This is a genomic window from Lentzea sp. DG1S-22 (genome assembly GCF_036321065.1).
Taxonomy (GTDB): domain Bacteria; phylum Actinomycetota; class Actinomycetes; order Mycobacteriales; family Pseudonocardiaceae; genus Lentzea; species Lentzea jiangxiensis.
This window is the reverse complement of sequence record NZ_CP143276.1, coordinates 5,743,064-5,765,673: the sequence shown is the minus strand read 5'-3', so window position 1 is coordinate 5,765,673 and position 22,610 is coordinate 5,743,064. Positions and strand designations below refer to the sequence as shown.

Sequence of the window (22,610 nt, the reverse complement as noted above, 5' to 3'; positions counted from 1 at the left end):
GAAGCCGGGTGATCAATTCAATTGATCGAAACAGTTCCCGCCGCCGGTGGAACGTCTAGGCGTGAGACCTGCCGACGGTTGATGTTGACGAATGTCCGAAACGATGGAGCGCCTCGCGGGGGCTGCCACGTTGGAGGAAGTGCAGCGCATCGTGCGCACGACGGCCAGGTCGTCGCTGGCAGCGCACGGTGCGACGGTGGTTCTCCTTGACGGCGACCTCTGCTATTACGCCGACGAGGACTCCATGAGCCCGCTGTGGAAGGGCCAGCGCTTCCCCGCGGTGAACTGCATCAGCGGCTGGGCGATGAGAAATCGTCAGACCGTCGCGATCCGCGACATCCGCTTCGATTCGAGAATTCCCCAGGAAGCGTATCGGCCGACATTCGTGCGGAGCTTGGTGATCTCCCCGGTGCTGCGCCCGGAGCCGATCGGCGCGATCGGGTGCTACTGGGCCGTCCCGCACTCCGCGACCCCTGCCGAGGTGCGGACGCTGGAAGCGCTGGCGGTCTCCGCCGGCGAGGCGCTGGAACGCTTCCCGGAGGGCCTGCCCGCACGGGGCTTCCTCAGCAGGTGACGCTCGCGAAGTGCCGCAGGGTCAACGGCCGCCGCAGGTACTCGTCCTCGTCCGGGAACGTCACCGGATCGGTCCGCCGGCCGGGCCCCGCGTAGCGTTCGAGCGCCTGCTCGTCCCGCCACCGGCTCACGTACCGCACGCGCGACGGGTCGTCGAGGTCGACGAGCACCTCGTGCCCTTCGAGCCCGTCGTAGGTCTCGGGGAACGTCCTGACGAGCTCCAGGACCCGCGCGACGAACTCCTTCTCCCGCCCGGGCTTCACCAGAGCCTCGGACACCCGCGTCAGCACGGACCGACCCTACTGGCGGCCCAGCTCCTCCTCGAAGATCCGGTCGACCTGGCGCGACGCGCGCGAGAGCGCCTTGACCGAGAAGACCACGACCGCGATCGCGGCTGCGACCGCAAGCGTCACCCATATCGACGTAAGCATGTAAACGATCCCCAGTGACTGCAACACCACAATTGCCTTGGCCGCGATGACGATCCAAGAGCGATGACCGGGATTGGCGGCGGAGGCGGAGTTCATCAGAACATCTCCCGATTTTGTGCAATGAGGTCCGAGCCACTGCCTTCGTCGTCTGGATCAAGACGCCCGTTACGCAACGTGAGTTGAACCGTCAACCTTCACTCGTAAGGGTTAACGCGACGTGGTCGTTCCGTAAGATTTGGTGCAGAACGATGGCTCTCTGTCATAAAGGCACGGTGACGTCTGCGGCCGCACGTGTCGAGCCGTATCACCCGATCGGGTGGCTTATCGGGAACGTTGATGCCTTTCGCGGGTGTGGAGTCGGGACCTTCGACCCTGTGCCGTCAGGGTCTGCTCACCGACTTGTCCGCAAACAAAAAGCAATACGAATCGTGCTGATGTGGAATTGCATCCCTGGCCGGGGATGGATGGTGGATTCGGCTCGATGGGGTCGCGAGACGAGCGATGGGACCGCTCGCCGACTCGAACCCCCGGCCTTGTCCGCCACCGCCCGCCGCCGAACCCGGCGACCGCCTGCGAGGCCGTTGTCGGCCCGGCCCGTGCCACCACCGGCCTTCGCCACTCGCCGACGCCGCTTGAGTGTTCTGAGTCACTCAACCCCGACCATTCCCCCGGAAAGCAAAAAAGCCCCTGTCCGCATTGCTGCGGAACAGGAGCTGATTTGCATTTCAATCGGGGTGACAGGATTTGAACCTGCGACCTCTTCGTCCCGAACGAAGCGCGCTACCAAGCTGCGCCACACCCCGGCTGGGAACGAGTAGAACTCTACATCATGTCCGCCCCAGCTCCGAATCGGACCCCCTCATTTCGGCCCTGACCAGGCGTAACAGGCCTCGGGACCAGGGTCAGCAGGGAGGCCTCCGGAGGGCAGCAGAACCGCACCGGCGCGTACGGGGAAGTGCCCATGCCGGCGGACACGTTCATCCACATGTGCGAGCCCCAGCGCGAAACCCCGCGGGCCCGGCCGCGGTCCAGTTCGCAGTTCGTGACGACCGCGCCGTAGAACGGGATGCGGAGTTGGCCGCCGTGCGTGTGGCCGGCCATCACGAAGTCGTAGCCGTCAGCAGCGAACGGGTCGAGCACGCGGGGTTCGGGGGAGTGCGTGACGCCCAGCCTCAGGGCGGCGCTGGGGTCGGGGGTGCCCGCGATGTCGGCGTAGCGGTCGCGCTTGAGGTGCGGGTCGTCGAGGCCCGCGCAGAAGATGGCCTGGCCGTTGACCATCACGGTCTTGCGGACGTGCGTGAGGTCTTCCCAGCCCCGCTCGATCATGCCCGCGCGGAGGTCGCGCCACGGCAGCGTCGCGCCGTGGATGCGCTTGGTCTTCGACGACGGCAGGAGGTAGCGCACCGGGTTCTTGAGCTTCGGGGCGAAGTAGTCGTTGCTGCCGAAGACGAACACGCCCGGCTTGTCGAGCAACGGGCCGAGCGCGCGCAGCGTTCCGGGGACGGCGTCCTTGTGCGCGAGGTTGTCGCCCGTGTTCACGACGAAGTCCGGGTCGAGGTCGGCCAGCGCGGCCACCCAGCGCTGCTTCGACACCTGGTTCGGCGTCATGTGCAGGTCTGAGATGTGCAGCACGCGGATCGGCTTCGCGCCGGGGGACAGCACCGGCACTGTCGCCGTGCGCAGGGTCCAGTGCCTCCTCTCGATTCCCGCCGCGTACGCGATGGTCGCGGCGCCTACTGCGGTCGTGGCGAGGAGGGCTCGGCCGAGCTTGTTCACGCGTCAAGGGTACGGAAGGCGGTTAACTCGATCGGCGCGGCATCCGGCGGGCGGTACCGTTCTGCGCCATGGCGGAGTTGAAGACGCGGCTGCAGAACGACCTGACTGTGGCGATGAAGGCTCGGGAGACCGTCACGGCCGGTGCGCTGCGGATGGCGCTCACGGCTGTCACGAACGAGGAGGTCTCGGGCAAGCAGGCCCGTGAGCTCACCGACGACGAGGTCGTGAAGGTCCTCGCGCGCGAGGCGAAGAAGCGCAAGGAGGCCGCGGAGGCCTTCGACGGTGCCGGCCGGGCCGAGAAGGCGGAGCTGGAGCGCCAGGAGCTCGCCGTGCTGGAGACCTACCTGCCCAAGCAGCTCGACGACGCGGAGCTGGCGTCCATTGTGGACAAGGCGTACGACGCCGTCGCCGCGCAGCTCGGCGAGGCGCCGGGGCCCAAGCAGATGGGCCAGGTCATGAAGGCCGTCAACGCCGAGGTCGCGGGCCGTGCCGACGGCGGTCGTGTCGCCGCCGCCGTGAAGGCCAAGCTCACCAGCTGAACCGACGTGCCGCAGCGGCCGGAACCGCTGCGGCACACCAACCTCAGAACGCCTTGTCGACCGCGTCCGCGAACTCGCCCATCGACCCGAACTCGAGGTCGTAGCGGTAGTCGCCGGACGGCTGCGGCGTCGCGCCCCAGCCGGGCCTGTCGTGCCGCCGGTTGATCCACACCGACGGCAGCCCCTCCCGCTTGGCGGGAACGTGGTCGTGGAACAGGCTCTGCGCCACGTGCAGCAGCTCCGACCGCTCCACCCCCAGCGAACCGAGCGTGGTGTCCAGCGCGCGGAAGTGGTTCTCGGCGGGCTTGTACGCGCCGACGTCCTCGGCGGTGATGATCGCCGCGAAGTCCCCGCGCAGGTGCCGGTTGCTGCCCGCGAAGCCCGCGCGGTGCACGTTCGACACGATGATCAGCTCGTAGTGCGCCGCCAGCCGCGCCAGCGCGTCCGCGGAGTCCGGGAACGCCGGCCAGTCGGGCACGGACGACCCCAGCCGCTGGGCCCACTCGTCGCTCACCTCGCGCCCCAGCGCGGCGCCGGTGCGGCGGAACGACTCCGCGAGCACCTCCGGGTAGAGCCGGAACGGCGTCTCGGCCGCCACGACGGCCTCCTGCTCGCCGTACGCGAGCAGCAGTTCCTCGTCCGACAGGGACAGGTCCGCCGAGCGCGCCCACGGCGACAGCACCGCCGCGATCCCGGTCTCCCAGTCGATGAGCGTGCCGTAGCAGTCGAAGCTGAGCGCCTTGTACGCAGTCAGGTCCATGCCATGAACTGTAGTACAGTTCAACTGCAGGGCAACCCGTTAAGCTGGCCACATGTCAGCCCTCGACGGCCTCGAAGTGCGCCGCACCACCACGGCCCAGCAGCTCGCCGACGGCCTGTCCGAACGGATCATGGCGGGCGCCTTCGGCCCCGGTGACCGGCTCCGGGAGAGCGCGATCGCGGCCGAGCTCGGCGTCGCGCGCAACACCATCCGCGAGGCCGTCCGGATCCTGGAGCTGACCGGGCTGGTGCGCTACGAGGTCAACCGCGGGGCCGTCGTCATCGCGCCCACGCCGGAGAACGTCGAGGCCCTCTACACCGCCCGCGAACGCCTGGAGACCGCCGCGCTGGCCCGCGTCCCGCGCCCGGAGCAGCTCGAGGCGATCACGCAGAGGTTCGAGGAGCTGCGCGCGGCCGCGGAGAGGGGCGACACCCGCGAGATCGTCGACCGCGACCTCGCCTTCCACCAGGCGATCGTGGCGCTGCTCGACAGCACGAGGCTCGACGAGTTCTACGCCGGCCTGACGAAGGAGCTGCGCTTCTACCTCACGGTCCTGAGCAGGTCCGAGACGCCGGAGCAGGTCGTCGCGGAGCACGAGGCCATCCTCGACGCCCTCCGCCGCGGCGACCGAGACAGGGCGGTCGCCGAGATCCGCGCCCACGTCGACGCGAGCGTGGACCGCCTCAAGGCGATGCTGAGGCCTTAGCGGCGCGTCGCAGAACGTCGGCGATGTGATCCAGGCTCAGCGGGGCACCACGACACACCCGTCCGACCGCGGATTCCACCGGCGACGCTCTGCGCCACACCGCTAGCGGGTCGGCCTGCCCGGCTCGGTCGGCAGGGTGATCGGCGGGCCGTTGCCGTTGCCCGGGTTGCCGGGGTCGCCCGGCGGTGGCGGGGCGTTCGACGGCTCCGTCGGCACCGGCGGCGGCACGTAGCCCGAGCTCACCGACAGCGTGATCACCGTGCCGCGCAACGCGTTGCCGCGCGGCGTCTGGCTCACGACCCTGCCCTTCGGCTGGTCGGAGTTGACGGTCTGCTGGCTCGACTTGTAACCGGCCTGCTCGAGCACTCGCACGGCGTCGTTGACCTGCCTGCCCACGACGTCCGGGATCTGGATCTCGCGACCGCCCTTGAGGTAGCGCTGCTCCACCTGCGGCAGCGGCGACACCGGCACGTTCGCGTGCACCTTCGTCATCGTCTCGAACCACGTCTTGGCCGGGATGGTGCCGCCGAAGATGTTGCCGTTGCCGCACAACCGGGGCGCGCCGGTCACGCAGATCGGGCGCGGGGTGGTGCCGTCGTTGAACGTCTGCACGGCGCCCGCGAAGTCCGGGGTCGCGCCGATGAACGCCGCCGACTTGTACTCCTCGGTGGTGCCCGTCTTGCCGATCATCGGGCGGGTCCACTTGGCGTTGCGGGCGGCCGCCGCCGCGGTGCCGCCGCCGACGTCGTCCTTGCTCATGCCGACCGCGAGGCCGTTCGCGAGGCCCTCGGCGACCACCTGCTCGCACTGCGCCTCGTTGACCTGGACGGGCTTGCCGTTGCGGTCCAGCACCCTCGCGATCGGGGTGGGCGGGCACCACTTGCCGCCGCTCACGATGGTCGCGGCGACGTTCGCCAGCTCCAGCGTGGACACCGGCGCCGGCGACAGCGTGAACGACGCGTTGCCGCCGTTCTGCTTGTAGAACTCCGTCTGCGAGATGCGGTTCTGCTTGTCCTTGGCCTTCGGGTCGGGCCGGGTGCCCTGCAGGTTCGTCGCCATCGTCTCGCGCATGCCGAGGCGCGACGCCATGTCGACGACCGCGTCCATGCCGGTCTGCTCCTCGAGGATGACGAAGCCGGTGTTCGGCGACGTCGCGAGGGCCTGCTGCAGCGACATCGACGACGGGTAGTTCGAGTCGAAGTTCGACAGGCAGTACCAGCGGGTGCCGGGCTCACCGGTGCTCGGGCAGCGCTGGGCGCCACCCTTGAACACCCGCGACACGTGCGAGGCCGGCGTCGGGATGACGTTCTCGATGCCGAGGCCCTTCTCCAGCGCCGCCGCCGCGGTGAAGACCTTGTAGACCGAACCCGCGCCGAACTTGTTCTCCACGCCGCTGGGCAGGTCGTACGTCGTCTGCCGCAGGTCCGACTTCAGGCCGTAGTCGCGGTTCGCGACCAGCGCCAGCACCTCGTGGCGTTCCTTGCCGGGCTTGACGACCGCCATCGTGTTCGCGATGCCCTCGGTGGTCTTGGCGACGCCTGCCTCGGCCGACGCCTTGGCCTGCTGGGTGACCGTCCTGTCCAAAGTGGTCTGGACGGTGTAGCCGCCGGTGCGCAGCTGCTCCTCGCTGAAACCCGCGCGCTGCAAGTAGTTCACGACGTACGAACAGAAGAAACCGTTTTCCGGGCCCGCCCCGACACAGCCGTTCGGCGGGGTGCGGACCGGGGTCGCGAGCCCCAGTCCTTCCTTCTTCGCCGCCTCACCCGCGTCGCGCGACAGCTTGTCGTTCTCGACCATCCTGTCGATCACTTTGTTGCGCCGGTCCAAAGCTTTGTCCGGATACGCTTCGGGGTCGAGCGCTGACGGACTGTTCACCATTCCCGCGAGCATCGCGGACTGGGGAACGGTCAACTTGTCCGGCGTCGTGTTGAAGTAAGCCTGCGCCGCCGCCGCGATGCCGTAAATGGTCGAGCCGAAAGGAACGACGTTGAGGTACCGGGCGAGGATCTCCTCCTTGCCGAGCTTGCGCTCCAGCTGCAGCGAGATCCGGGCTTCGCGCATCTTGCGCGCGATGGTCTGCTCCTGGGCCTTGGCCTGCTCCAGCTTGTTGTTCCGCGCCACGACGTGGACCAGGTAGTTCTTGACGTACTGCTGGGTCAGCGTGGACGCGCCCTGCGACACCGAGCCGCTGACCTGGTTCGTCAGGCCCGCGCGGATGGTGCCCTTCCAGTCCACGCCCTGGTGCTCGTAGAACCGGCGGTCCTCGACCGAGATCAGCGCGGCCTTCATGGTCGGCGAGATCTTCTCGGGTGGTGTCAGCACCCTGTACTGGTCGAACAGGTAGGCGATCGGGGCGCCCTCCCTGTCGGTGACCGTGGTGATCAACGGGGGATCCGTCGTCACGAGGTCGGCGGAGATGCTGTCCACGGTGTCGCTGGCCCTGTTCGAGACGAGACCTGTCGCACCCACGACTGGGAACAGCATGCCGGCGAGGAGAACCCCAGCCAGCAGGCACAGGCCGAGCATCTTGAGCACGCCATTCCTGACTCGCACGCAGGTCAGCGTACGCCGTACACGAACGGGTGAAGGTGATCAGTAAGTGCCGTTACTCAGCATGAGTAGACATACGCAAGACAGGTAACAGTCGGGTGACCCAGGGTTGGACAGGGAACCGAACGGCACTACAGTCCGTCAACGTCCAAGGAATGCAGTCGTAGCTCGAACGCTACGGCATCCGTGGCAGGGGTGTGGCGGATTTCCACATTTGGACAGCACTGAGGAGTGGGGGATATGAACCAGGGGGATTGGCGTATCAACGCTTCGTGCCGAGACGAAGAGCCGGATCAGCTCTTCGTCCGAGGTGCGGAGCAGCGCAAGGCGAAGCTCGTGTGCCTGGGTTGCCCGGTGCGCATGGAATGCCTGGCCGAAGCGCTGGACAACAAGATCGAATTCGGGGTCTGGGGAGGCATGACCGAGCGCGAACGCCGCGCTCTGCTGCGCCGCCGCCCGGACGTCGAGTCGTGGTTCGAACTGCTCGACAACGCACGTCAAGAGCACGTCGAGGACACGAGGGTCGGCTAGGGGTCATTCCCCGGCGAGCCGGCGACCTATCTCCCGCAGGCCGTCGAGGTCGTGCACGTCCGCGGGCAACGCGGGCACGCCGACCAGCGCGACACCGGGATGGGCACGCGTGAACCGGGCCAGCAGCCGCTTCTCACGATCGGCCACTGCGACCCGGTCCGCGTGCAGCCGGAGCACTGCCGCGGCGAGCGGCGCGTCACCGGAGCGGTCGAGGTCGTCCGCCGCGGCCAGCGCCTTCGCCGCGGGCAGGTCCGCCGCGAGCACCGGGTGGGTCCTGTTCGCGACGAGGCCGCACAACGGCATGTTCTCGGCGCTGAGCCGTTCCACGAAGTAGCTCGCCTCGCGCAACGCGTCGGGTTCGGCCGCCGCGACCACCACGAAACCGGTTCCGGGCGACCGGAGGAGTTCGTACGTGCGCTGCGCGCGCTCGCGGAATCCGCCGAACATGCTGTCGAAGGCCTGGACGAACGTCGACGCGTCCTGCAGCAGCTGGCCACCGACGATCGTCGAGACGGCCCGCGTGAAAAGGCTGAACCCGGTTCCGACGATCTTGAGCAACCCCCGGCCGCTCGCACGGGCCGGTGCCGAGAGCATCCGGATGAACTTGCCGTCGAGGACGGTCGAAAGCCGCTGCGGCGCGTCCAGGAAGTCGAGCGCCGACCGGCTCGGCGGGGTGTCGACGATGATCAGGTCCCACTCGTCCTGCGCGACCAGCTGGCCCAGCTTCTCCATCGCCATGTACTCCTGCGTGCCGGAGAACGACGAGGAAATGGTCTGGTAGAAGGGGTTCGACAGGATCTGGTCAGCCCGGTCGCGACCGGCGTGGGTCAGCACCATGTCGTCGAACGTGCGACGCATGTCCAGCATCATCGCGAACAGCTCGCCCTTGGGCTGGAAGCCGTCGACGGTGACCGCGCGCGGGTGGTTGTCGAGCTCCCGCAGGCCCAGCGACTGCGCGAGGCGCCGGGCCGGGTCGATCGTCAGCACGACCACGCGCCTGCCGCGTTCGGCCGCGCGCAGCGCCAGCGCCGCCGCGGTCGTCGTCTTGCCCACGCCGCCGGAGCCGCAGCACACGAGGACACGCGTCTCGAGGTTGTCGAGCAACGGGTCGAAGTCGAGCTTGTTCATCGGACTCCCGCCGCGACCAGCACCTCGGCCAGCTCGTACAGCGCGGCCACGTCCACCCCGTCCGTCAGGTCCGGCAGCTCGAGCGTCGGCAGGTCCGACTCGCCGAGCAGCTCCTTGGCCTCCTGCTGCGACTGCACCCGGACGGCGTGCTCCACGGTCTCGTCGACGAGGCCTTCGAGCGTGAACTCGTCGAGGTCGAGCCCGGCGGTCCTCAGCCCGGCGAGCACGCGCGACTCGTCCACCCCGCCCTCGGCGGCGACCGGTACGGACTGCGCGGGCAGCCGCGTCGGCTGCACCCGGTTCACCAGCACCGCGCCCGGCCGCAGGTCGGCGCCGTCCAGTTCGGCGACCGCGTCCAGGGTCTCGCGCACCGGCATCTCCTCCAGCAGCGCGACCAGGTGCACCGCCGTGTCACCGGAGTGCAGCAGCCGCACGACGCCCTCGCTCTGCCCCTTGATCGGCCCGACCTTCGCGAGGTCGGCCATGGCCTTCGTGACGTCGAGGAACTTGACCACGCGCCCCGTCGGCGGCGCGTCCAGCACGACGGCGTCGTAGACGTGGCGGCCGTCCGGCCCGGTGCGGTTGACGCATTCCTTGACCTTGCCGGTCAGCAGCACGTCCCGCAGGCCGGGCGCGAGCGTGGTGGCGAACTCGATGGCGCCCATCTTGCGCAGCGTCCGGCCGGCGAAGCCGAGGTTGTAGAACATCGCCAGGTACTCGAGCAGCGCCGCCTCCGCGTCGACCGCGAGCGCGTGCACCTCACCGCCGCCCGGCGCGGACGCGATCCGCTCCTCGGAGTACGGCAGCGGGGCCCGGTCGAAGAGCTGGGCGATGCCCTGCCTGCCCTCGACCTCCACCAGCAGCACCCGGCGGCCACCGGTGGCGAGCGCGAGCGCCAGCGCGGCCGCGACCGTGGTCTTCCCGGTGCCGCCCTTGCCGGAGACCACGTGCAAACGGGCTCGGGTCAGCTCCTCGGTCCACGACGTCACACGTCCAGACTATGTGTGAAATCGGTCAGGTGTGGGCCTGGCGGTCAATCAACCATGGTGAGGAAGAGAACTGCCATCGCGGTGGCGGCGACCAGTGCCCAGGCCACGACGGACGGCAGCCACAGCGCGATGCTCGCCGTGACGACGACCACGACGACCAGACCGATCAGCCCCGCCTGCACGACCTGGGGGCGGTTGCTGTGCTTGCGGTCGCGGACCTGGGCCATGGCGACGAGCACCATCACGAGCCCACCCAGCGCGAACAGGCTGGTGGCGATGATCCTCCAGGTCTCCACGTGATCAAGGTAGCCCGAAGTGCGCGAACCCCGCAGGCGTCGATCGGGTGGCAAGTTAGGCTCGGCGCATGACGAAGTGGGAGTACGCGACCGTGCCGTTGTTGATCCACGCCACGAAGCAGATCCTCGACCAGTGGGGCGAGGACGGCTGGGAGCTGGTCACCGTGCTGACCAACCCGACCGGTGAGCAGCACGTCGCGTACCTGAAGCGGGTGAAGGCGTGAGCACCTGGAGCGCGCGGTTGCAGGAGCTCGGCATCGAGCTCCCCGGCGTCGCGGCGCCGCTGGCGGCGTACGTGCCCGCCACGCAGAGCGGTTCGTGGGTCTTCACCTCCGGTCAGCTGCCGTTCGTCGACGGCAAGCTCCCCGCCACCGGCAAGGTGGGCGCGGAGGTCTCGCCGGAGGAGGCCAAGGAGTACTCGGCGACGTGCATCCTCAACGCCCTCGCGGCCGTCGACGCGCTCGTGGGGATTGACTCGATCAAGCGAGTCGTGAAAGTTGTCGGGTTCGTGGCCTCCGCCGAGGGCTTCACGGGGCAGCCGGGTGTCATCAACGGCGCGTCGGAGCTGCTCGGCGAGATCTTCGGCGACGCGGGCAGGCACGCCCGGTCCGCCGTGGGCGTGGCCGAGCTGCCGATCGGCGCTCCGGTGGAGATCGAACTGGTCGTCGAGGTCTGAGTCCCGGTTCGCGTACCGGGTTCCGCTGAAGGGTGTGACATGTCGGACACGTGCCACGAGCTGCTCCTGAGGCTCGCCGGACGCCTGCCGGACGAGCTGCTGTGGCGGTACCGCGACTGGGCGGCCTCGGACGCGTACGCGGTGCTGGCCAGGTCACTGCCGCGCACCCTGCTGCACGGGCGCATCCCCCTGACCGATCACGAGCTGCGCCTCCTGCAGGACTCGCTCGTGCCCTACGGGGCGGAACCCGGTGCCGTCAGTTCGGTCAAAGGGCTGGACGAACTGCCCCCCACCGACTACACCTTTTCCCCAGAATCACCCGATCGGGTGCCGATGGGGGATTCCGCGACCGTCGTTCTCGGTGCCACGCTGCGAGGCCGCAACGGGGTCGGTGAGGTTCGCTCCTGCTGGCGCATCGGTCCCTCCGGGATCAACCGCGTCCTGCTGGTGGCGGCCACCACCGGTCACGCCCGGCTGACCGGAGAGTTGCAGCGCGTGCTGCGGGCGTTGGGCGAGCACGACCCGTGCGTCGAGGTCGTTCCGTCCGGCATGGACCTTCCGCCCTACCACCGGGCGGCGTTGGCGGCATCGGAGCTGGTCTGCGCCGGCGCCGAGTCCGATGAGCACCTCGTGCTCAGCTAAGGAGAGTTGACGTGACGAACGACGGTGTCGGCCTGCCGGTCCGTCTGCACGACCTCCTGCTGTCGATGGCCGGGCGCGTCGACGACGACACCCTGTCGCTGGCGCGCGAGTTCCTCGCGGTCGGAGAACTGGACCGCTCGATCGAGCTGCTCGTCGGCACCCTCATCGCCGGCGGCGTCCCGGTGCTGCCGGACGAGCGCGCGACCATCACGTGGGTCCTGCACGAGGTCCGCTCGGACGCCTCGCTCACCGACCGCCTGCCGGTGGTCGAGATGCTGCCGTTCATCCGGCACCGCTTCACCTCCGAGACCGACCCCGGCGCGGACATCGCCGCGCACCTGGTCCGCGCGGTGTCGGTGCTGCCCGACATCCGCTCGGTGCGGTGCGTCTGGCGTTCCTCGCCGACGGGTTCCACGCCCGGCCCGCTGCCGCAGCGGGTGGTGCTGGTGGACATCGGCCCGCAGGGCTTCGCGCCCGCGACCGCGTACCGGATCGACTCCGTGCTGCGCAAGGCCGGCGTCCGCGCCGCCGTCGAGGTCCTCACGACCGGCATGCAGCTCGGCGAGTACCACGCGTCCGCCGTGACGTCCTCGCGCGCGGTGCCGATGTCCGGGTCCCCGGTCCCGGTCGCCGAGCCCGTCTCCCCGCAGGGCGCGTGGTTCGACCAGTCGGAAGAGCCTCCCGCTCCGGCGCCGGTGGCCGAGCCGACACCGGCGCCGGAGCCACAGGAGGAGACCGGCTCACGACGCACGCGTTCCACACCGGCGCTGGAGGGCTCGCAGCCGTTCCCGCCCAAGCCCGTGAAGCGCATCCCGATGGCGACCGTCGAACCGCAGGCCGAGCCGCTCCCGGAGCCGCTGCCCGAGCCGGTGCCGATCAACAGGGCCGAGGTCACCACGGAGCTCAAGGCCGACGAGCTGGCGGCCCTGCAGGCCGCTCTCGCCGAGCCCGCCGAGCCGTCCTCGGTGGACGCGAACCTCAGCGAGCGCGAACGGGCCCTGCTGCAGCAGCTGCACGAGGAGCTGGCGCAGCGGGAGCAGACCGGTGCGCCCGCCTCGGACAGCGGCCGCTGGCAGATCGACCGCTCCTCGTCGCGCCAGTCCGCGTTCGGTGCGACGAACAACGGCCACCAGTCTCAGTAGCCGCCGCGCAGGTACTCGAGCTGGGCCCGCACCGACCACTCGGCGGCGGGCCACAGCACCCTGTCCACGTCCGCGTAGACGACCTCGACGACCTCACGCGGGGTCGGCGCGCCGCCGAGAGCTTCGACGGCGTTGCGGATCTGCTCCAGCCGTTGCGTGCGGTGCGCGAGGTACATCCGTGCGGCCTCGCCCGCGTCCGCCAGTTCGGGGCCGTGGCCGGGCAGCACCGCCGTGTGCTCCGGCAGGTCGGCGAGCAGCTTCAACGACTCGAAGTAGTCGCCGAGCCTGCCGTCCGGGTGGGCCACGATCGTCGTGCCGCGGCCGAGGACCGTGTCGCCGGTCAGCACGGCCTCGCCGTCGATCACGAAGCACAGCGAGTCGCTGGTGTGGCCGGGCGTGCCGAGGACCCGCAGCTCCAGGCCGGAGCTGGTGATCACGTCGCCGTCGCGGAGACCTTCCGAGCCGTAGGTGAACGTCGGGTCGAGGGCGCGCACCGGGGCCTTGACCAGTTCCGCGAACTCACGAGCGCCCTCGGAGTGGTCCGGGTGGCCGTGGGTCAGCAGGATCTCGGACACCGGGCCGAACGACGCGATGCGCTTCAGGTGCGCGCCGTCGAGCGGACCGGGGTCGACCACGACGTACGACTCGGCGTCCGGGGCCTTGAGCAGCCACGTGTTCGTGCCGTCGAGCGTCATCGGTGACGGGTTGTCCGCGAGCAGCACGGCCGCGTGCGGCGTGACCTGGCGCAGCTCGCCGTACAGCGGGTGCGCGGCGCGGGCGCCGATCAGCGGGGACCCGCTCACGGCAGCACCACCCGGATGACGTCGCCGTCGCGGATCAGCTTGGGGATGATCTTCTCGACGCTGCGCTCCTCGGCCATCACCTTCTCGACGCTGCCGAGCGCGCCGACCTCCTCGAGGGTGCGCCAGGTCGGCGGCATGAGCATCCGACGACCCTCCTGCGCGTCCTGGACGGCGTCCCCGGGCGTCTGCCACGACGCGTCCGACGCCTCGGTCGTCTCCCCGTCGGCCTTCTGGCCGGACGGCAGCGCGGCGACGAAGAACCGGGTGTCGTAGCGGCGGGGCTCCTCCCGCGGCGTCACCCAGTTCGCCCACGGCCGCAGGAGGTCCGCCCGCAGCACGAGGCCCTCCGAGGTGAGGAACTGCGCCAGCGAGATCTCGCGGTCGACCAGCTGCTGCCGGGCCTTCGAGTACGCCGAGGTGTCCGCGACGACCGACGTGGCGTCAGGACCCGCGAGCAGCACTCCGGACTCCTCGAACGTCTCGCGCACGGCCGCGCACACGAACGCACGGGCCGTCGACGCGTCGACGCCGAACACCTCGCCCCACCACTGCGGTTCCGGACCGGTCCACGCGACGGACGTGTCGGCGTCGCGCCGGTCGACGCCGCCGCCGGGGAAGACCGTCATGCCCCCGGCGAACGCCATGCCCTTCACGCGGCGCAGCAGGAAGGCCTCCAGGCCCTGCACGCCGTCGCGGAGCAGGACCACGGTGACGGCGTCGCGGGGCTCGGCGGGTTGGGAGACGGGCTTCGCGGGTACCAGGTTTCCCGGCAAGGTCATGTCGTCGGGCATCCTCCGAGCGTACGACCGCGCTTACCCGAGGACGGTGTGATGGCGACGAAGGTCTCCGGTTGTCTGGTGCAGGTGCTGCTGTTCCTGCTCGGAGCCGTGCTGGCGACAGGGCTCACCGCGGTGGCGGGCGTGGTGATGTTCGTGCCGGACCGCACGACCGTGATCAGCGTCGACCCGACCTCCACGACACCGGGCGTGTACGTGAAGAAGGTCGAGCAGCTCGTCGGCGGCACCCACCACGAGATCTGGCTGGGCCCGTCCCCTGACCGCGGCCACGTCGTGACGGTGCCCGCCGGCTGGGACCACGACCCGCGGCGCGAGCCCTCCCCGGACGGCCTGCGCCTGGTGTTCGGCAACGGCGGCGAGATCTTCGTCCCCAAGGCCAGCTACTCCTGAGGCAGGATGTGCGAGTGGACGAACAGCTGCGCGTAGGACTTGTCGGTGCGGGCCCGTGGGCCCGGATGATCCACGCCCCCGGCATCGCGAACCACCCCGGCACCACGCTGACCGGCGTGTGGGCGCGCCGCGAGGAGGCAGCCGCGGAACTCGCCGCCTCCTCCGGCGCCGAGCCGTTCTCCGACTACGGCGCAATGCTGTCCACAGTGGACGCCGTGGCTTTCTGCGTGCCGCCGGGCGTGCAGGGCCCGATGGCGATCGAGGCCGCCCGCGCCGGCAAGCACCTGGTGCTGGAGAAGCCGATCGCCGAGAACGCCGAGGTCGCCTCCACCCTGGCCGACGCGGTGGCCGAGGCCGGCGTCGCGTCGCTCGTCGTGCTGACCCGCCGCTACGCCCCCGAGACCAAGCAGATGCTGGCCCAGCTGCACCGCACGGGCGGCTGGACCGGCGCCGACAGCCGCTGGATCTCGGGCGCGCTGCTCGACGGCCCGTTCTCGAACTCCCCGTGGCGCCACGACAAGGGCGCGCTCGACGACGTCGGCCCGCACGCCTTCGACCTGCTGGACGCGGCCCTCGGCGAGATCACCGACGTCGTGGCCGCCACCGTCTCCGACACGGGCCTGTGGCAACTGATCCTGCGGCACGAGGGCGGCGCCACCAGCACCGTCTCGCTGTGCCTGTCCCTGCCGCTGCAACCCGCTTTCGCCGACCTGACGGTCTTCGGGGTCAACGGCGCGCGCACTTTGACCAACCGCGACACGCCCGCGTTGGAGTGCTTCACGAACCTGCTCGACGACTTCGTGGCGATGGTGCACAGCGGGACGACCGCGCACGAATGCGATGTGCGGCGCGGACTGCACCTGCAGCGGATCATCGACCTGGCGAGGAGCAAGGCCGGGGCGTGAAGTTCACGATCGACCCGGAGACGTGCGCGAAGCTTGAAGGGCTGAGTGCCTTACCGGGGTGGTGAGCGGCGAGTCGGCTGCGGTGCAGCCGGGGCGTGCGCAACTTGGGCGTGCGGGAAGCCGCGCGGCGTTCGACAAGAGGCGGCTGCTGAGTCGCCTGCCGCACTGCGATTCCGTCTCGCCGCAGCTACCGCGAACTGCCGCCACTACTCGGTCGCCGCCGGTTGCCCGTCGGCCTGCCGCCGCCAGTTGCGCCCCGCCAGCCGCCTCCGGCCGCTGCTCAGTCCCGCAGCCGGCCAGTTGCCGTCAGCCATCACCAGCCAGCCGTTCGTCAGCCAGTTGCCGCAGAGCCGGCCGCCAGCTGATCGCCGCTCGCCGGTCAGTCGCCGCCGCAGTCGCCCGAAGCCGTCCACGGCAGCGCCTTCTCCCCATCTCTCAGGGCCGGTCCCCGGCCCTCCCCTCGCGCGGGCGAAGCCGGCGCCCGTCAGGCCACCGAGCGCATCGGCACCACGAGGTAGGTGAGCTCCACTCCGTCCTCACCCGGCGTCGACGTCAGCACCGTCGACCGCAGCCCGTCCTGGATCTTCAGCTCGATCCGGCGGCCGGCGAACGCCTTCAGCGCGTCGGCCAGGTAGCGGGCCTGGAAGGTCTTGGTCAGGCGGTCGCCCTCGACGTCGGCCTTGACGAACTCCTCGGACTCGCCCTGCTGCGGGTCGCTGCCCTTGACGCGCAGCTCGGCGTCCTCCACCTGGATCGTCACCGCCTGGTGAGGTCCGCCGTAGGGGGTCGCTCTGCGGACGGCGCGGGCGAGCGCGTCCGCGTCCACGAGCACCGTGCTGTCGATGACTGCCTCCAGGAGTCGGCGCGCGCGGTCGTCCGGGAACGGAGCGGCCAGGAGCGCGGTGGAGATGGAGTTGTTGGCCCAGGCGAGGCCGATGCGGTCGGCGTTCGCGTGCAGGGCCACCTGACCGGTGGCCTGCCTCGCCGCTTCGACGACGGCCTTCGCAGGTACCAACAGGTCCAGTTGACCTTCTTGTTCCCACGGAAGAGTGGCGTACGCCATGCGGTAGCGGTCGGTCGCCATGATGTGCAGCCTGTGGGCGTCCGACTGGATGCGGATGCCGGTGAAGATCGGCAACGCGTCGTCCTTCGACGCCGCGCCCGCGACGGCCGCGACGGCCTTGAGCTTCTCGGCGTCGACGTGGCCCTGCCGGGGCGGGAGTTCGGGGACGCCGGGGTGGTCGTGCAGTTCGAGGAGCGGGAGCGCGAAGCGGGACGTCGGCGTGCGGACGGCCAGCCGCCGGCCCTCGACCTTGAGCCTCACCTGCGGTTCGTCCAGCGCCTGGAGGGTCGCCGCCAGCGGTTTGGCGGGCACGAGCACCTCGCCCTCGGTGTGGACGGTCGCGTCGACGGTCAGGCGCACGCCGTGCTCCTGGTCGCTGCCCGCGATCTCGACGTCCGTGCCCGCTCGCAGCCGCAGCCCGGCCAGCACCGGGTCGAGCACGCGGGTGGGCAGCAGCCGCGCCACCTCGGCGGCGGCACCGGCCAGGTCGGCTGTCGTGGCGGTGAGGTCCATGATCCGGACGGTAGCGGGCACCCCTGACAATTCCGGGTGCCTCGAAAGGCTCGGCCGGTCACGCGGTCCGCGGCAAGGTGGTCCTGTGGCGGAGAAGAGCGGGAACGGGGCGTTCGAGTGGACGGGCGGATGCCTCATCTGCGCCAAGCACCGCGGTGAAGGGCCGCTGGCCGGACCCGTGGTGTTCGCCGACGACCTGGTCGTCGTGTCGCACCTGCCGCGAGGGGTGCTCGGCTACCTCTTCGTCGAGACGCGCAGGCACGTCGCCTCGTTCGACCTGCTCACGGTCGCCGAAGCGGAGGCGGTGGCGCGGGCGGCGAGGCTGACGGCCGTCGGCTTGCGGGCGGAGCTGGATCCGGAGTTCGTCTTCTCGGCCGTGGTCGGGCGGTCCGTGGCCCACTTCCACCAGCACGTGTTCGTCCGGCACCGGGGGACGCCGGACGAACTGCCGTGGAACGAGGCCGACTGGCCGGGAGCGCCACGAGGAGGCGCGGAGGAGCTGAGCGCCCGGCTCGGCGCCTACTTCGAGGGGACCTAGCGCGAGGCGAGTTCCATCTCGGACCGCGCCGGCACCTCGGCGGGCACGCCGCGGCTGACGGTGCCGCGCAGCAGCCAGACCGCCAGCGCGATCAGCAGACCCGCGACACCGGCCGCGACGAACGCCGGGCGCGTGCCGAAGTGCTCGATCAGCTGGCCGGCCAGGCCCTGGCCGAGGGCGAGGCCCACGGTCACCGAGGTGATCACCCAGCCGAACGCCTCCGCGGCCATGCCGTTCGGCGTGACCTGCTCGATCGCGGCGGAGTGCGCGGTCGACTGCGGCGTGATCAACGTGCCGACCAGGAACAGCGCCACGGCGAGGCCGACCAGCGTGGCCGGGACGGCCAGCAGGAACGACAGCAGCGCGAAACCACCCAGCAGCACGGGCAGGCGCAGGTGCATCGGGCGCGGCCACGGGCGCATGCCGTAGAGCACGCCGAAGATCACCGAGCTGATCGACCACAGCGACAGCATCAGGCCGCCCATCGAGGCGTGGCCCGCGGCCTTCGCGAACGCCGGCACGGCCACCTCGACGAAGCCGATGGTCACACCGAAGCCGAGCGCGGCCAGGGCGACCGTGCGCATGCCGGGGTAGGCGAACGCGCCGAGCAGCGGGCGAGGAGCCTGCTCGACCGGGCCCCAGGCGCGGACGACCGCGTTGAACGCGAACCACAGCGCGCCCACGACCATCAGCACGGCACCCACGACGACACCGGTGCCCGCCCACGGCGCGGCCAGCAGCAGGCCGGCGAGACCCGGCCCGAGGATGAAGAAGACCTCCATGCTGATCGCCTCGTAGGCGTAGCCCGCCATCCGCGTGGGCCCGGCCGGGACCATCCGCTCCCACAGCGCCCGCGACGCGGAGCCCACCATCGGCTCCGTGGCGCCGACCCCGAAAGCCAGCGGGACCAGCAGGAACACCGATGCGCCCGCCTCGACGGCGAGCACGGAGACGGTCACGAAGAAGGCGAACAGCCCGGTCGTGAAGAGCAGCGGGCGGGTGGGACCGAAGCGGTCCATCAACCGGCCCTGGACGACGGACCCGAGCGCCACGCCCACCAGAGCCGCCGCCGAGACCATGCCGGCGACCGCGAACGAATCCGTCGCGCGCTCCACGTAGAGCAGCAGCGAGAGCCCGACCATCGCGATGGGCAGGCGGGCGAGCAGCGACGCGACCACGGCGCCGCCCATGCCGGGAGTCGTCAGGGCAGCGCGGTAGTCGGAGAGACGGGCGGAGTGGGACATGTGTACCAGTGTGCCAGACCTGGTACGCACGTACCAGTTCGGGTGCTCGGAGTCACCACGGTTGCGATTGGGTCACGGGAATGGGATGACCGGGTGAAACATGCAACGAATCGGCAACACACGAGGTCCTTGAGGGTGAAAGGACTTGAGTGGTCGGGGTGCCGACGTGCGAAAGTTGACTCGCCGATCGAGACCAACCTCCGGCCTGAGGGTCGGGGCCTGTGCGCCGGAGGGATGGAAAGCACGGTTCGTCGGGGGATGGGCCGTGCAGCGCAAAGGACCGGTGCGCCACGTCGGGGGTGGCGCCCGGTCCTTTGTGTTCGGTCGTGCCTGTCGGCCGTTGCCGCGCGGGCCGCGAGCGGTGCCGGTCGTCCGTCCGAGGAGGAACGACCGGCGCGAACTCCGTCGCGTACCCGGGATCTCGCTAGCGGGCGCGGCGCGCGAGGCGCTCCGGGTCCAGGATCAGCACGCTCTTGCCCTCGAGGCGCAGCCAGCCGCGGTGCGCGAAGTCGGCCAGCGCCTTGTTCACGGTCTCGCGGGACGCGCCGACGAACTGGGCGATCTCCTCCTGCGTCAGGTCGTGCGTGACGCGGAGCAGGCCGGCCTCCTGCGAGCCGAAGCGCTGCGCGAGCTGCAGCAACGCCTTGGCGACGCGGCCGGGCACGTCCGTGAAGATCAGGTCGGCCAGCATGGAGTTCGTCCGGCGCAGCCTGCGGGCCAGGGCCCTCAGCAGCTGCTCGGCGATCTCCGGCCGGTTGGTGATCCACTGGCGCAGCGCGGGGCGGTCCATCGACACCGCGCGGACCTCGGTCACCGTCGTCGCAGTGGACGTGCGGGGGCCTGGATCGAAAATGGACAGTTCGCCGAACATGTCGGAGGGCCCGAAGATCCCCAACAGGTTCTCGCGGCCGTCCGGCGACTTGCGGCCGATCTTCACCTTGCCGGACTGGATGATGTACAGGCGATCGCCCGGCTCACCCTCCGCGAAGATCACGTGGCCACGCGGGAACTCCACCGTCTCCAGGGTCGTCGCCAGCGCCTCTGCGGCCGCCGGGTCCACCCCCTGGAAGATGCCCGCTCGCGCCAGGGTCTCGTCCACCTCGTCCCTCCTAATCGACGCGACGGCACGCCTACCACCTTCTTTGGTGGAGTCAGCGCCGTGCCGCCGATCACTGCGTTGCAGTCTAAGGGCTCTCTTGTGGATCGCCGCTCGGCTCGCCGTCTCAGCGGGAACAACAAGACTGACTCGATCCAGAGCCCAACGAACCAGTCTACGCCATTCGGGTGTGCGTCAGAGCCGGGGCCGTCAGCGAACGCGCTTCTGGCGCACGCCACGACCGCGACGACGGAGGCGGAACAGTTCCAGCGCGCGACCGATGCCGTGTCCGTAGAGCGCCTTGACCTCATCGGGTCGCGCCGACTCCAGGAACTCCTCGACCTCGTTCTCCTGCACGGCGACGTGCCGGAGCTTCGCTTCGACGCGCTCCATGAAGAGCGCGAAGAACATGATCACGATGGGGACGACGATCACAAACCAGGCAGTCATGATGCTCCGCAGTCTGGCGCATGAGGGATTCGAGTACGGATCTAGGGGTCGGTTGCGGCGTGTTGACTACTCTGGATCAGTGCCCGCAACCAAGAAGCCGGAAACCAAGCTCGGCCTGACCCGAAGGGCCCGCCGGATGGTCCGCGTGCTGGCCGAGGGATACCCCGACGCGCACTGCGAGCTGGACTTCACCACGCCGCTCGAGCTCGTCGTGGCGGTGGTCCTCTCCGCGCAGTGCACCGACAAGAAGGTCAACGAGGTCACTCCCGCCCTCTTCGCGAAGTACCCGACGGCCGCCGACTACGCCGGCGCCGACCGGGCGGAACTCGAAGAGATGCTCCGCCCGACCGGTTTCTTCCGGAGCAAGGCGACGTCTCTGATGGGTCTCGGTGCCGCTCTCGTGGAGCAGCACGACGGTGTGGTGCCGGGCACCATGGAGGAGCTGGTCAAGCTCCCCGGTGTAGGACGCAAGACGGCCAACGTGGTTCTCGGCAACGCCTTCGGTGTGCCCGGGCTCACAGTCGACACCCACTTCGGCCGGCTCGTGCGCCGCTGGGGCTGGACCGACCTCGAGGACGCCGTCAAGGTCGAGCACGCCGTCGGCGAGCTGGTCGAGAAGCGCGACTGGACCATGGCCTCGCACTGGATCGTCTTCCACGGCCGGCGCGTCTGCCACGCCAAAACCCCCGCTTGCGGCGCCTGCCTGCTGATGAAGGACTGCCCGTCGTACGGCCTCGGCCCGGAGGACCCGGACAAGGCGGCGAAGCTCGTCAAGGGCGATGAGAAGCCACACCTGATCGAGCTGGCCGAGCGGGTCAGGGCCGGTGAGAAGCTGGTGGGGTGAACAACCGCACGCGCTGGCTCGTCGTGGTGCTCGTCCTCGGCCTGGCGGGTGTCGTGGCCCTCTGGCCCCGTGACGACGAGCCGGGGCCGCCGCCCACGCCGTCCCGCCCGACGCAGGACGTGTCCGCCCTGCGCGCGCAGGCCCAGCTCAGGCCGTGCGTGCCGGGCTCGGAGGGCGGCGTGGACGTCACGTGCCTCGGTGACGGCACCCGGACGGCTCTCGCGCTCAAGGGCCCGCTCCTGATCAACTTCTGGGCGACCTGGTGCCAGCCGTGCCAGGAGGAGCTGCCAGTGCTGGACTCGTACGCGAAGCAACCGGGCGCCGTGCCGGTCGTCCCGGTTCTCGTGGAGAGCAGGGAAGCGGACGGCCTGGAGCTGCTCGCCCGGCTCGGGGTGCGGCTGCCGTCCGTCCACGACGGCGCCGACGAACTCCGCAAGCGGGTGAAGGCGCCGAACTCGCTTCCCGCCACGTATTACGTAACAGCGGACGGTCAGGTCCGGCTGATCACCGATCCGCCGACCTTCACCGCTCCGGACCAGGTGGAGAAGGCGGTTCGATGACGGAGGCGGTAGAGCCACCCGACTGGATGCAGCGCCTGGCCAAGGCCACCGAGGAGATAGACGGGCGAACGTTCATGCGGGACCCGCGCACTCCGACGAGGGCCTACCGCAAGGCGGCCGTTCTCATGCTGTTCGGCGAGTCCGAGGAGCACGGGCCGGACATCTTGCTGCTGCGCCGGTCGGACACGCTGGGTTCGCACCCCGGCCAGGTCGCGTTCCCGGGCGGGGCGATGGACGACACCGACGACGGGCCGGTCGCCACCGCATTACGCGAGGCTTACGAGGAGACCGGTGTACTTGCGTCAGGAGTGAGACCGCTCGCCCTGCTGCCGGAGCTGCACGTGCCGGTGTCCGGGTTCGTGGTCACGCCCGTGCTCGCCTACTGGGAACAGCCGAGCCCCGTCGCACCCGTCGACCCGGCGGAGACCGCCGCCGTCGCGCGGGTGCCCGTGTCGCACCTCGCCGATCCTGCCAACAGGTTCCGGGTGCGCCACCCCGCGGGCTACGTCGGAGCGGCCTTCTCCGCGCCGGGCATGCTGGTGTGGGGCTTCACCGCGGGGTTGATCAACGGCCTGATCGCACTCGGCGGCTGGGAACGGCCGTGGGATGCGACGGATGTGCGCGACCTTGAACTAGCGTTGCGCGCTACACAGTGAGGCGGAGGTTCT

29 protein-coding genes and 1 tRNA gene are annotated in these 22,610 nt (G+C 70.1%); 14 read left to right on the top strand and 16 right to left on the bottom strand.

The window, feature by feature from the left end:
* Window positions 1-91: 91 nt before the first annotated feature.
* Entirely contained in the window at window positions 92-574 is a 483-nt protein-coding gene (locus V1227_RS26870; protein ID WP_329788215.1) for a GAF domain-containing protein, read from the top strand.
* On the opposite strand, the gene V1227_RS26865 is transcribed toward V1227_RS26870, so the two are convergent.
* From V1227_RS26865 to V1227_RS26850, 4 genes are all read right to left on the bottom strand, one after another.
* Window positions 564-863 (bottom strand): antibiotic biosynthesis monooxygenase family protein, encoded by a 300-nt coding sequence (locus tag V1227_RS26865; protein WP_329788214.1) that lies wholly within the window; start codon window positions 861-863, stop codon window positions 564-566. The two genes, V1227_RS26870 and V1227_RS26865, sit on opposite strands and share 11 nt — an antisense overlap.
* Before the next feature lie 9 nt (window positions 864-872).
* Entirely contained in the window at window positions 873-1,100 is a 228-nt protein-coding gene (locus V1227_RS26860; RefSeq protein ID WP_329788213.1) for a hypothetical protein, read from the bottom strand.
* A gap of 633 nt (window positions 1,101-1,733) precedes the next feature.
* Window positions 1,734-1,807, bottom strand: a tRNA-Pro gene (locus V1227_RS26855).
* A gap of 19 nt (window positions 1,808-1,826) precedes the next feature.
* A complete protein-coding gene (locus V1227_RS26850; protein ID WP_329788212.1) occupies window positions 1,827-2,780 on the bottom strand; it encodes a metallophosphoesterase in 954 nt (317 codons plus the stop codon).
* Window positions 2,781-2,848: 68 nt separating this feature from the next.
* Between V1227_RS26850 and V1227_RS26845 the strand changes: the two genes are divergently transcribed.
* On the top strand, window positions 2,849-3,319 hold the full coding sequence (locus tag V1227_RS26845; protein WP_329788211.1) for a GatB/YqeY domain-containing protein: 471 nt from the start codon (window positions 2,849-2,851) through the stop codon (window positions 3,317-3,319).
* A gap of 43 nt (window positions 3,320-3,362) precedes the next feature.
* Here the strand turns inward: V1227_RS26845 and V1227_RS26840 are convergent, their stop codons facing one another.
* Window positions 3,363-4,079, bottom strand: coding sequence for a haloacid dehalogenase type II (locus V1227_RS26840; RefSeq protein WP_329788210.1), 717 nt, complete (start codon window positions 4,077-4,079; stop codon window positions 3,363-3,365).
* Between the two features lie 52 nt (window positions 4,080-4,131).
* Between V1227_RS26840 and V1227_RS26835 the strand changes: the two genes are divergently transcribed.
* On the top strand, window positions 4,132-4,785 hold the full coding sequence (locus V1227_RS26835; protein WP_329788209.1) for a GntR family transcriptional regulator: 654 nt from the start codon (window positions 4,132-4,134) through the stop codon (window positions 4,783-4,785).
* Window positions 4,786-4,887: 102 nt separating this feature from the next.
* Here the strand turns inward: V1227_RS26835 and V1227_RS26830 are convergent, their stop codons facing one another.
* Window positions 4,888-7,338: a transglycosylase domain-containing protein gene (locus tag V1227_RS26830; protein ID WP_329788208.1), complete on the bottom strand. Its 2,451-nt coding sequence runs from the start codon at window positions 7,336-7,338 to the stop codon at window positions 4,888-4,890.
* A gap of 237 nt (window positions 7,339-7,575) precedes the next feature.
* Between V1227_RS26830 and V1227_RS26825 the strand changes: the two genes are divergently transcribed.
* Window positions 7,576-7,866 (top strand): WhiB family transcriptional regulator, encoded by a 291-nt coding sequence (locus V1227_RS26825; RefSeq protein ID WP_090097622.1) that lies wholly within the window; start codon window positions 7,576-7,578, stop codon window positions 7,864-7,866.
* 3 nt (window positions 7,867-7,869) lie between these two features.
* On the opposite strand, the gene V1227_RS26820 is transcribed toward V1227_RS26825, so the two are convergent.
* The 3 genes from V1227_RS26820 to V1227_RS26810 are packed head-to-tail and all read right to left on the bottom strand — an operon-like array spanning window position 7,870 to window position 10,279.
* Window positions 7,870-8,994 carry an ArsA family ATPase gene (locus V1227_RS26820; RefSeq protein WP_329788207.1) on the bottom strand — a complete coding sequence of 375 codons (1,125 nt, stop codon included), beginning with the start codon at window positions 8,992-8,994 and terminating at the stop codon, window positions 7,870-7,872.
* Window positions 8,991-9,983: an ArsA-related P-loop ATPase gene (locus V1227_RS26815; RefSeq protein ID WP_329788206.1), complete on the bottom strand. Its 993-nt coding sequence runs from the start codon at window positions 9,981-9,983 to the stop codon at window positions 8,991-8,993. Before V1227_RS26815 ends, V1227_RS26820 begins: the two co-directional genes overlap by 4 nt.
* Window positions 9,984-10,027: 44 nt before the next feature.
* Window positions 10,028-10,279: a hypothetical protein gene (locus V1227_RS26810; protein ID WP_090097619.1), complete on the bottom strand. Its 252-nt coding sequence runs from the start codon at window positions 10,277-10,279 to the stop codon at window positions 10,028-10,030.
* A 68-nt stretch (window positions 10,280-10,347) separates the two neighbouring features.
* Between V1227_RS26810 and V1227_RS26805 the strand changes: the two genes are divergently transcribed.
* The 4 genes from V1227_RS26805 to V1227_RS26790 are packed head-to-tail and all read left to right on the top strand — an operon-like array spanning window position 10,348 to window position 12,739.
* On the top strand, window positions 10,348-10,503 hold the full coding sequence (locus V1227_RS26805) for a DUF4177 domain-containing protein (protein ID WP_086668176.1): 156 nt from the start codon (window positions 10,348-10,350) through the stop codon (window positions 10,501-10,503).
* Window positions 10,500-10,955 carry a RidA family protein gene (locus V1227_RS26800; protein WP_329788205.1) on the top strand — a complete coding sequence of 152 codons (456 nt, stop codon included), beginning with the start codon at window positions 10,500-10,502 and terminating at the stop codon, window positions 10,953-10,955. Before V1227_RS26805 ends, V1227_RS26800 begins: the two co-directional genes overlap by 4 nt.
* A gap of 39 nt (window positions 10,956-10,994) precedes the next feature.
* Window positions 10,995-11,597: a hypothetical protein gene (locus V1227_RS26795; protein WP_329788204.1), complete on the top strand. Its 603-nt coding sequence runs from the start codon at window positions 10,995-10,997 to the stop codon at window positions 11,595-11,597.
* 11 nt (window positions 11,598-11,608) lie between these two features.
* Entirely contained in the window at window positions 11,609-12,739 is a 1,131-nt protein-coding gene (locus V1227_RS26790) for a hypothetical protein (RefSeq protein ID WP_329788203.1), read from the top strand.
* Here V1227_RS26790 and V1227_RS26785 read toward each other — a convergent pair.
* Together V1227_RS26785 and V1227_RS26780 are read right to left on the bottom strand one after the other, a co-directional pair.
* Window positions 12,733-13,542 (bottom strand): MBL fold metallo-hydrolase, encoded by an 810-nt coding sequence (locus tag V1227_RS26785; protein WP_329788202.1) that lies wholly within the window; start codon window positions 13,540-13,542, stop codon window positions 12,733-12,735. The two genes, V1227_RS26790 and V1227_RS26785, sit on opposite strands and share 7 nt — an antisense overlap.
* A complete protein-coding gene (locus tag V1227_RS26780; RefSeq protein WP_329788201.1) occupies window positions 13,539-14,333 on the bottom strand; it encodes an NUDIX hydrolase in 795 nt (264 codons plus the stop codon). The genes V1227_RS26785 and V1227_RS26780 overlap by 4 nt, the downstream gene beginning before the upstream one ends.
* A 39-nt stretch (window positions 14,334-14,372) precedes the next feature.
* On the opposite strand from V1227_RS26780, the gene V1227_RS26775 reads away from it, so the two are divergent.
* Window positions 14,373-14,729 (top strand): hypothetical protein, encoded by a 357-nt coding sequence (locus tag V1227_RS26775; RefSeq protein ID WP_329788200.1) that lies wholly within the window; start codon window positions 14,373-14,375, stop codon window positions 14,727-14,729.
* A gap of 14 nt (window positions 14,730-14,743) precedes the next feature.
* The gene (locus V1227_RS26770) at window positions 14,744-15,634 is read left to right on the top strand and encodes a Gfo/Idh/MocA family protein (protein WP_329788199.1); all 891 of its coding nucleotides are present in this window, start codon (window positions 14,744-14,746) and stop codon (window positions 15,632-15,634) included.
* Between the two features lie 206 nt (window positions 15,635-15,840).
* Here V1227_RS26770 and V1227_RS26765 read toward each other — a convergent pair whose 3' ends face one another.
* On the bottom strand, window positions 15,841-16,047 hold the full coding sequence (locus V1227_RS26765) for a hypothetical protein (RefSeq protein WP_329788198.1): 207 nt from the start codon (window positions 16,045-16,047) through the stop codon (window positions 15,841-15,843).
* A 71-nt stretch (window positions 16,048-16,118) separates the two neighbouring features.
* The gene (gene dnaN, locus V1227_RS26760) at window positions 16,119-17,210 is read right to left on the bottom strand and encodes a DNA polymerase III subunit beta (RefSeq protein ID WP_329788197.1); all 1,092 of its coding nucleotides are present in this window, start codon (window positions 17,208-17,210) and stop codon (window positions 16,119-16,121) included.
* Window positions 17,211-17,295: 85 nt separating this feature from the next.
* Here dnaN and V1227_RS26755 point away from each other — a divergent pair, with 85 nt between their 5' ends.
* The gene (locus V1227_RS26755) at window positions 17,296-17,748 is read left to right on the top strand and encodes an HIT family protein (protein ID WP_329788196.1); all 453 of its coding nucleotides are present in this window, start codon (window positions 17,296-17,298) and stop codon (window positions 17,746-17,748) included.
* On the opposite strand, the gene V1227_RS26750 is transcribed toward V1227_RS26755, so the two are convergent.
* The 3 genes from V1227_RS26750 to V1227_RS26740 form a co-directional block, all read right to left on the bottom strand.
* The gene (locus tag V1227_RS26750) at window positions 17,745-18,992 is read right to left on the bottom strand and encodes an MFS transporter (protein WP_329788195.1); all 1,248 of its coding nucleotides are present in this window, start codon (window positions 18,990-18,992) and stop codon (window positions 17,745-17,747) included. The genes V1227_RS26755 and V1227_RS26750 overlap by 4 nt on opposite strands.
* Before the next feature lie 424 nt (window positions 18,993-19,416).
* Window positions 19,417-20,091 (bottom strand): Crp/Fnr family transcriptional regulator, encoded by a 675-nt coding sequence (locus tag V1227_RS26745; RefSeq protein ID WP_030477589.1) that lies wholly within the window; start codon window positions 20,089-20,091, stop codon window positions 19,417-19,419.
* 207 nt (window positions 20,092-20,298) lie between these two features.
* A complete protein-coding gene (locus V1227_RS26740) occupies window positions 20,299-20,538 on the bottom strand; it encodes a hypothetical protein (RefSeq protein ID WP_090097610.1) in 240 nt (79 codons plus the stop codon).
* A 136-nt stretch (window positions 20,539-20,674) separates the two neighbouring features.
* On the opposite strand from V1227_RS26740, the gene nth reads away from it, so the two are divergent.
* Genes nth through V1227_RS26725 form a run of 3 tightly spaced genes read left to right on the top strand, consistent with a single transcriptional unit; the run spans window position 20,675 to window position 22,598 of the window.
* Window positions 20,675-21,382, top strand: coding sequence for an endonuclease III (gene nth, locus V1227_RS26735; protein WP_329794122.1), 708 nt, complete (start codon window positions 20,675-20,677; stop codon window positions 21,380-21,382).
* Window positions 21,379-21,942, top strand: a complete 564-nt coding sequence (locus V1227_RS26730) for a TlpA family protein disulfide reductase (protein WP_329788194.1) — start codon at window positions 21,379-21,381, stop codon at window positions 21,940-21,942. Before nth ends, V1227_RS26730 begins: the two co-directional genes overlap by 4 nt.
* On the top strand, window positions 21,939-22,598 hold the full coding sequence (locus tag V1227_RS26725) for an NUDIX hydrolase (RefSeq protein WP_236217926.1): 660 nt from the start codon (window positions 21,939-21,941) through the stop codon (window positions 22,596-22,598). Before V1227_RS26730 ends, V1227_RS26725 begins: the two co-directional genes overlap by 4 nt.
* Window positions 22,599-22,610: the final 12 nt, after the last annotated feature.

Coding starts and splice junctions, on each gene's coding strand:
- V1227_RS26780 (WP_329788201.1), bottom strand. CDS start 14,333: ATGCCCGACGACATGACCTTGCCGGGAAACCTGGTACCCGCGAAGCCC.
- V1227_RS26750 (WP_329788195.1), bottom strand. CDS start 18,992: ATGTCCCACTCCGCCCGTCTCTCCGACTACCGCGCTGCCCTGACGACT.
- V1227_RS26820 (WP_329788207.1), bottom strand. CDS start 8,994: ATGAACAAGCTCGACTTCGACCCGTTGCTCGACAACCTCGAGACGCGT.
- V1227_RS26740 (WP_090097610.1), bottom strand. CDS start 20,538: ATGACTGCCTGGTTTGTGATCGTCGTCCCCATCGTGATCATGTTCTTC.
- V1227_RS26845 (WP_329788211.1), top strand. CDS start 2,849: ATGGCGGAGTTGAAGACGCGGCTGCAGAACGACCTGACTGTGGCGATG.
- V1227_RS26725 (WP_236217926.1), top strand. CDS start 21,939: ATGACGGAGGCGGTAGAGCCACCCGACTGGATGCAGCGCCTGGCCAAG.
- V1227_RS26860 (WP_329788213.1), bottom strand. CDS start 1,100: ATGAACTCCGCCTCCGCCGCCAATCCCGGTCATCGCTCTTGGATCGTC.
- V1227_RS26825 (WP_090097622.1), top strand. CDS start 7,576: ATGAACCAGGGGGATTGGCGTATCAACGCTTCGTGCCGAGACGAAGAG.
- V1227_RS26840 (WP_329788210.1), bottom strand. CDS start 4,079: ATGGACCTGACTGCGTACAAGGCGCTCAGCTTCGACTGCTACGGCACG.
- V1227_RS26775 (WP_329788200.1), top strand. CDS start 14,373: ATGGCGACGAAGGTCTCCGGTTGTCTGGTGCAGGTGCTGCTGTTCCTG.
- V1227_RS26795 (WP_329788204.1), top strand. CDS start 10,995: ATGTCGGACACGTGCCACGAGCTGCTCCTGAGGCTCGCCGGACGCCTG.
- V1227_RS26870 (WP_329788215.1), top strand. CDS start 92: ATGTCCGAAACGATGGAGCGCCTCGCGGGGGCTGCCACGTTGGAGGAA.
- dnaN (WP_329788197.1), bottom strand. CDS start 17,210: ATGGACCTCACCGCCACGACAGCCGACCTGGCCGGTGCCGCCGCCGAG.
- nth (WP_329794122.1), top strand. CDS start 20,675: ATGGTCCGCGTGCTGGCCGAGGGATACCCCGACGCGCACTGCGAGCTG.
- V1227_RS26805 (WP_086668176.1), top strand. CDS start 10,348: ATGACGAAGTGGGAGTACGCGACCGTGCCGTTGTTGATCCACGCCACG.
- V1227_RS26835 (WP_329788209.1), top strand. CDS start 4,132: ATGTCAGCCCTCGACGGCCTCGAAGTGCGCCGCACCACCACGGCCCAG.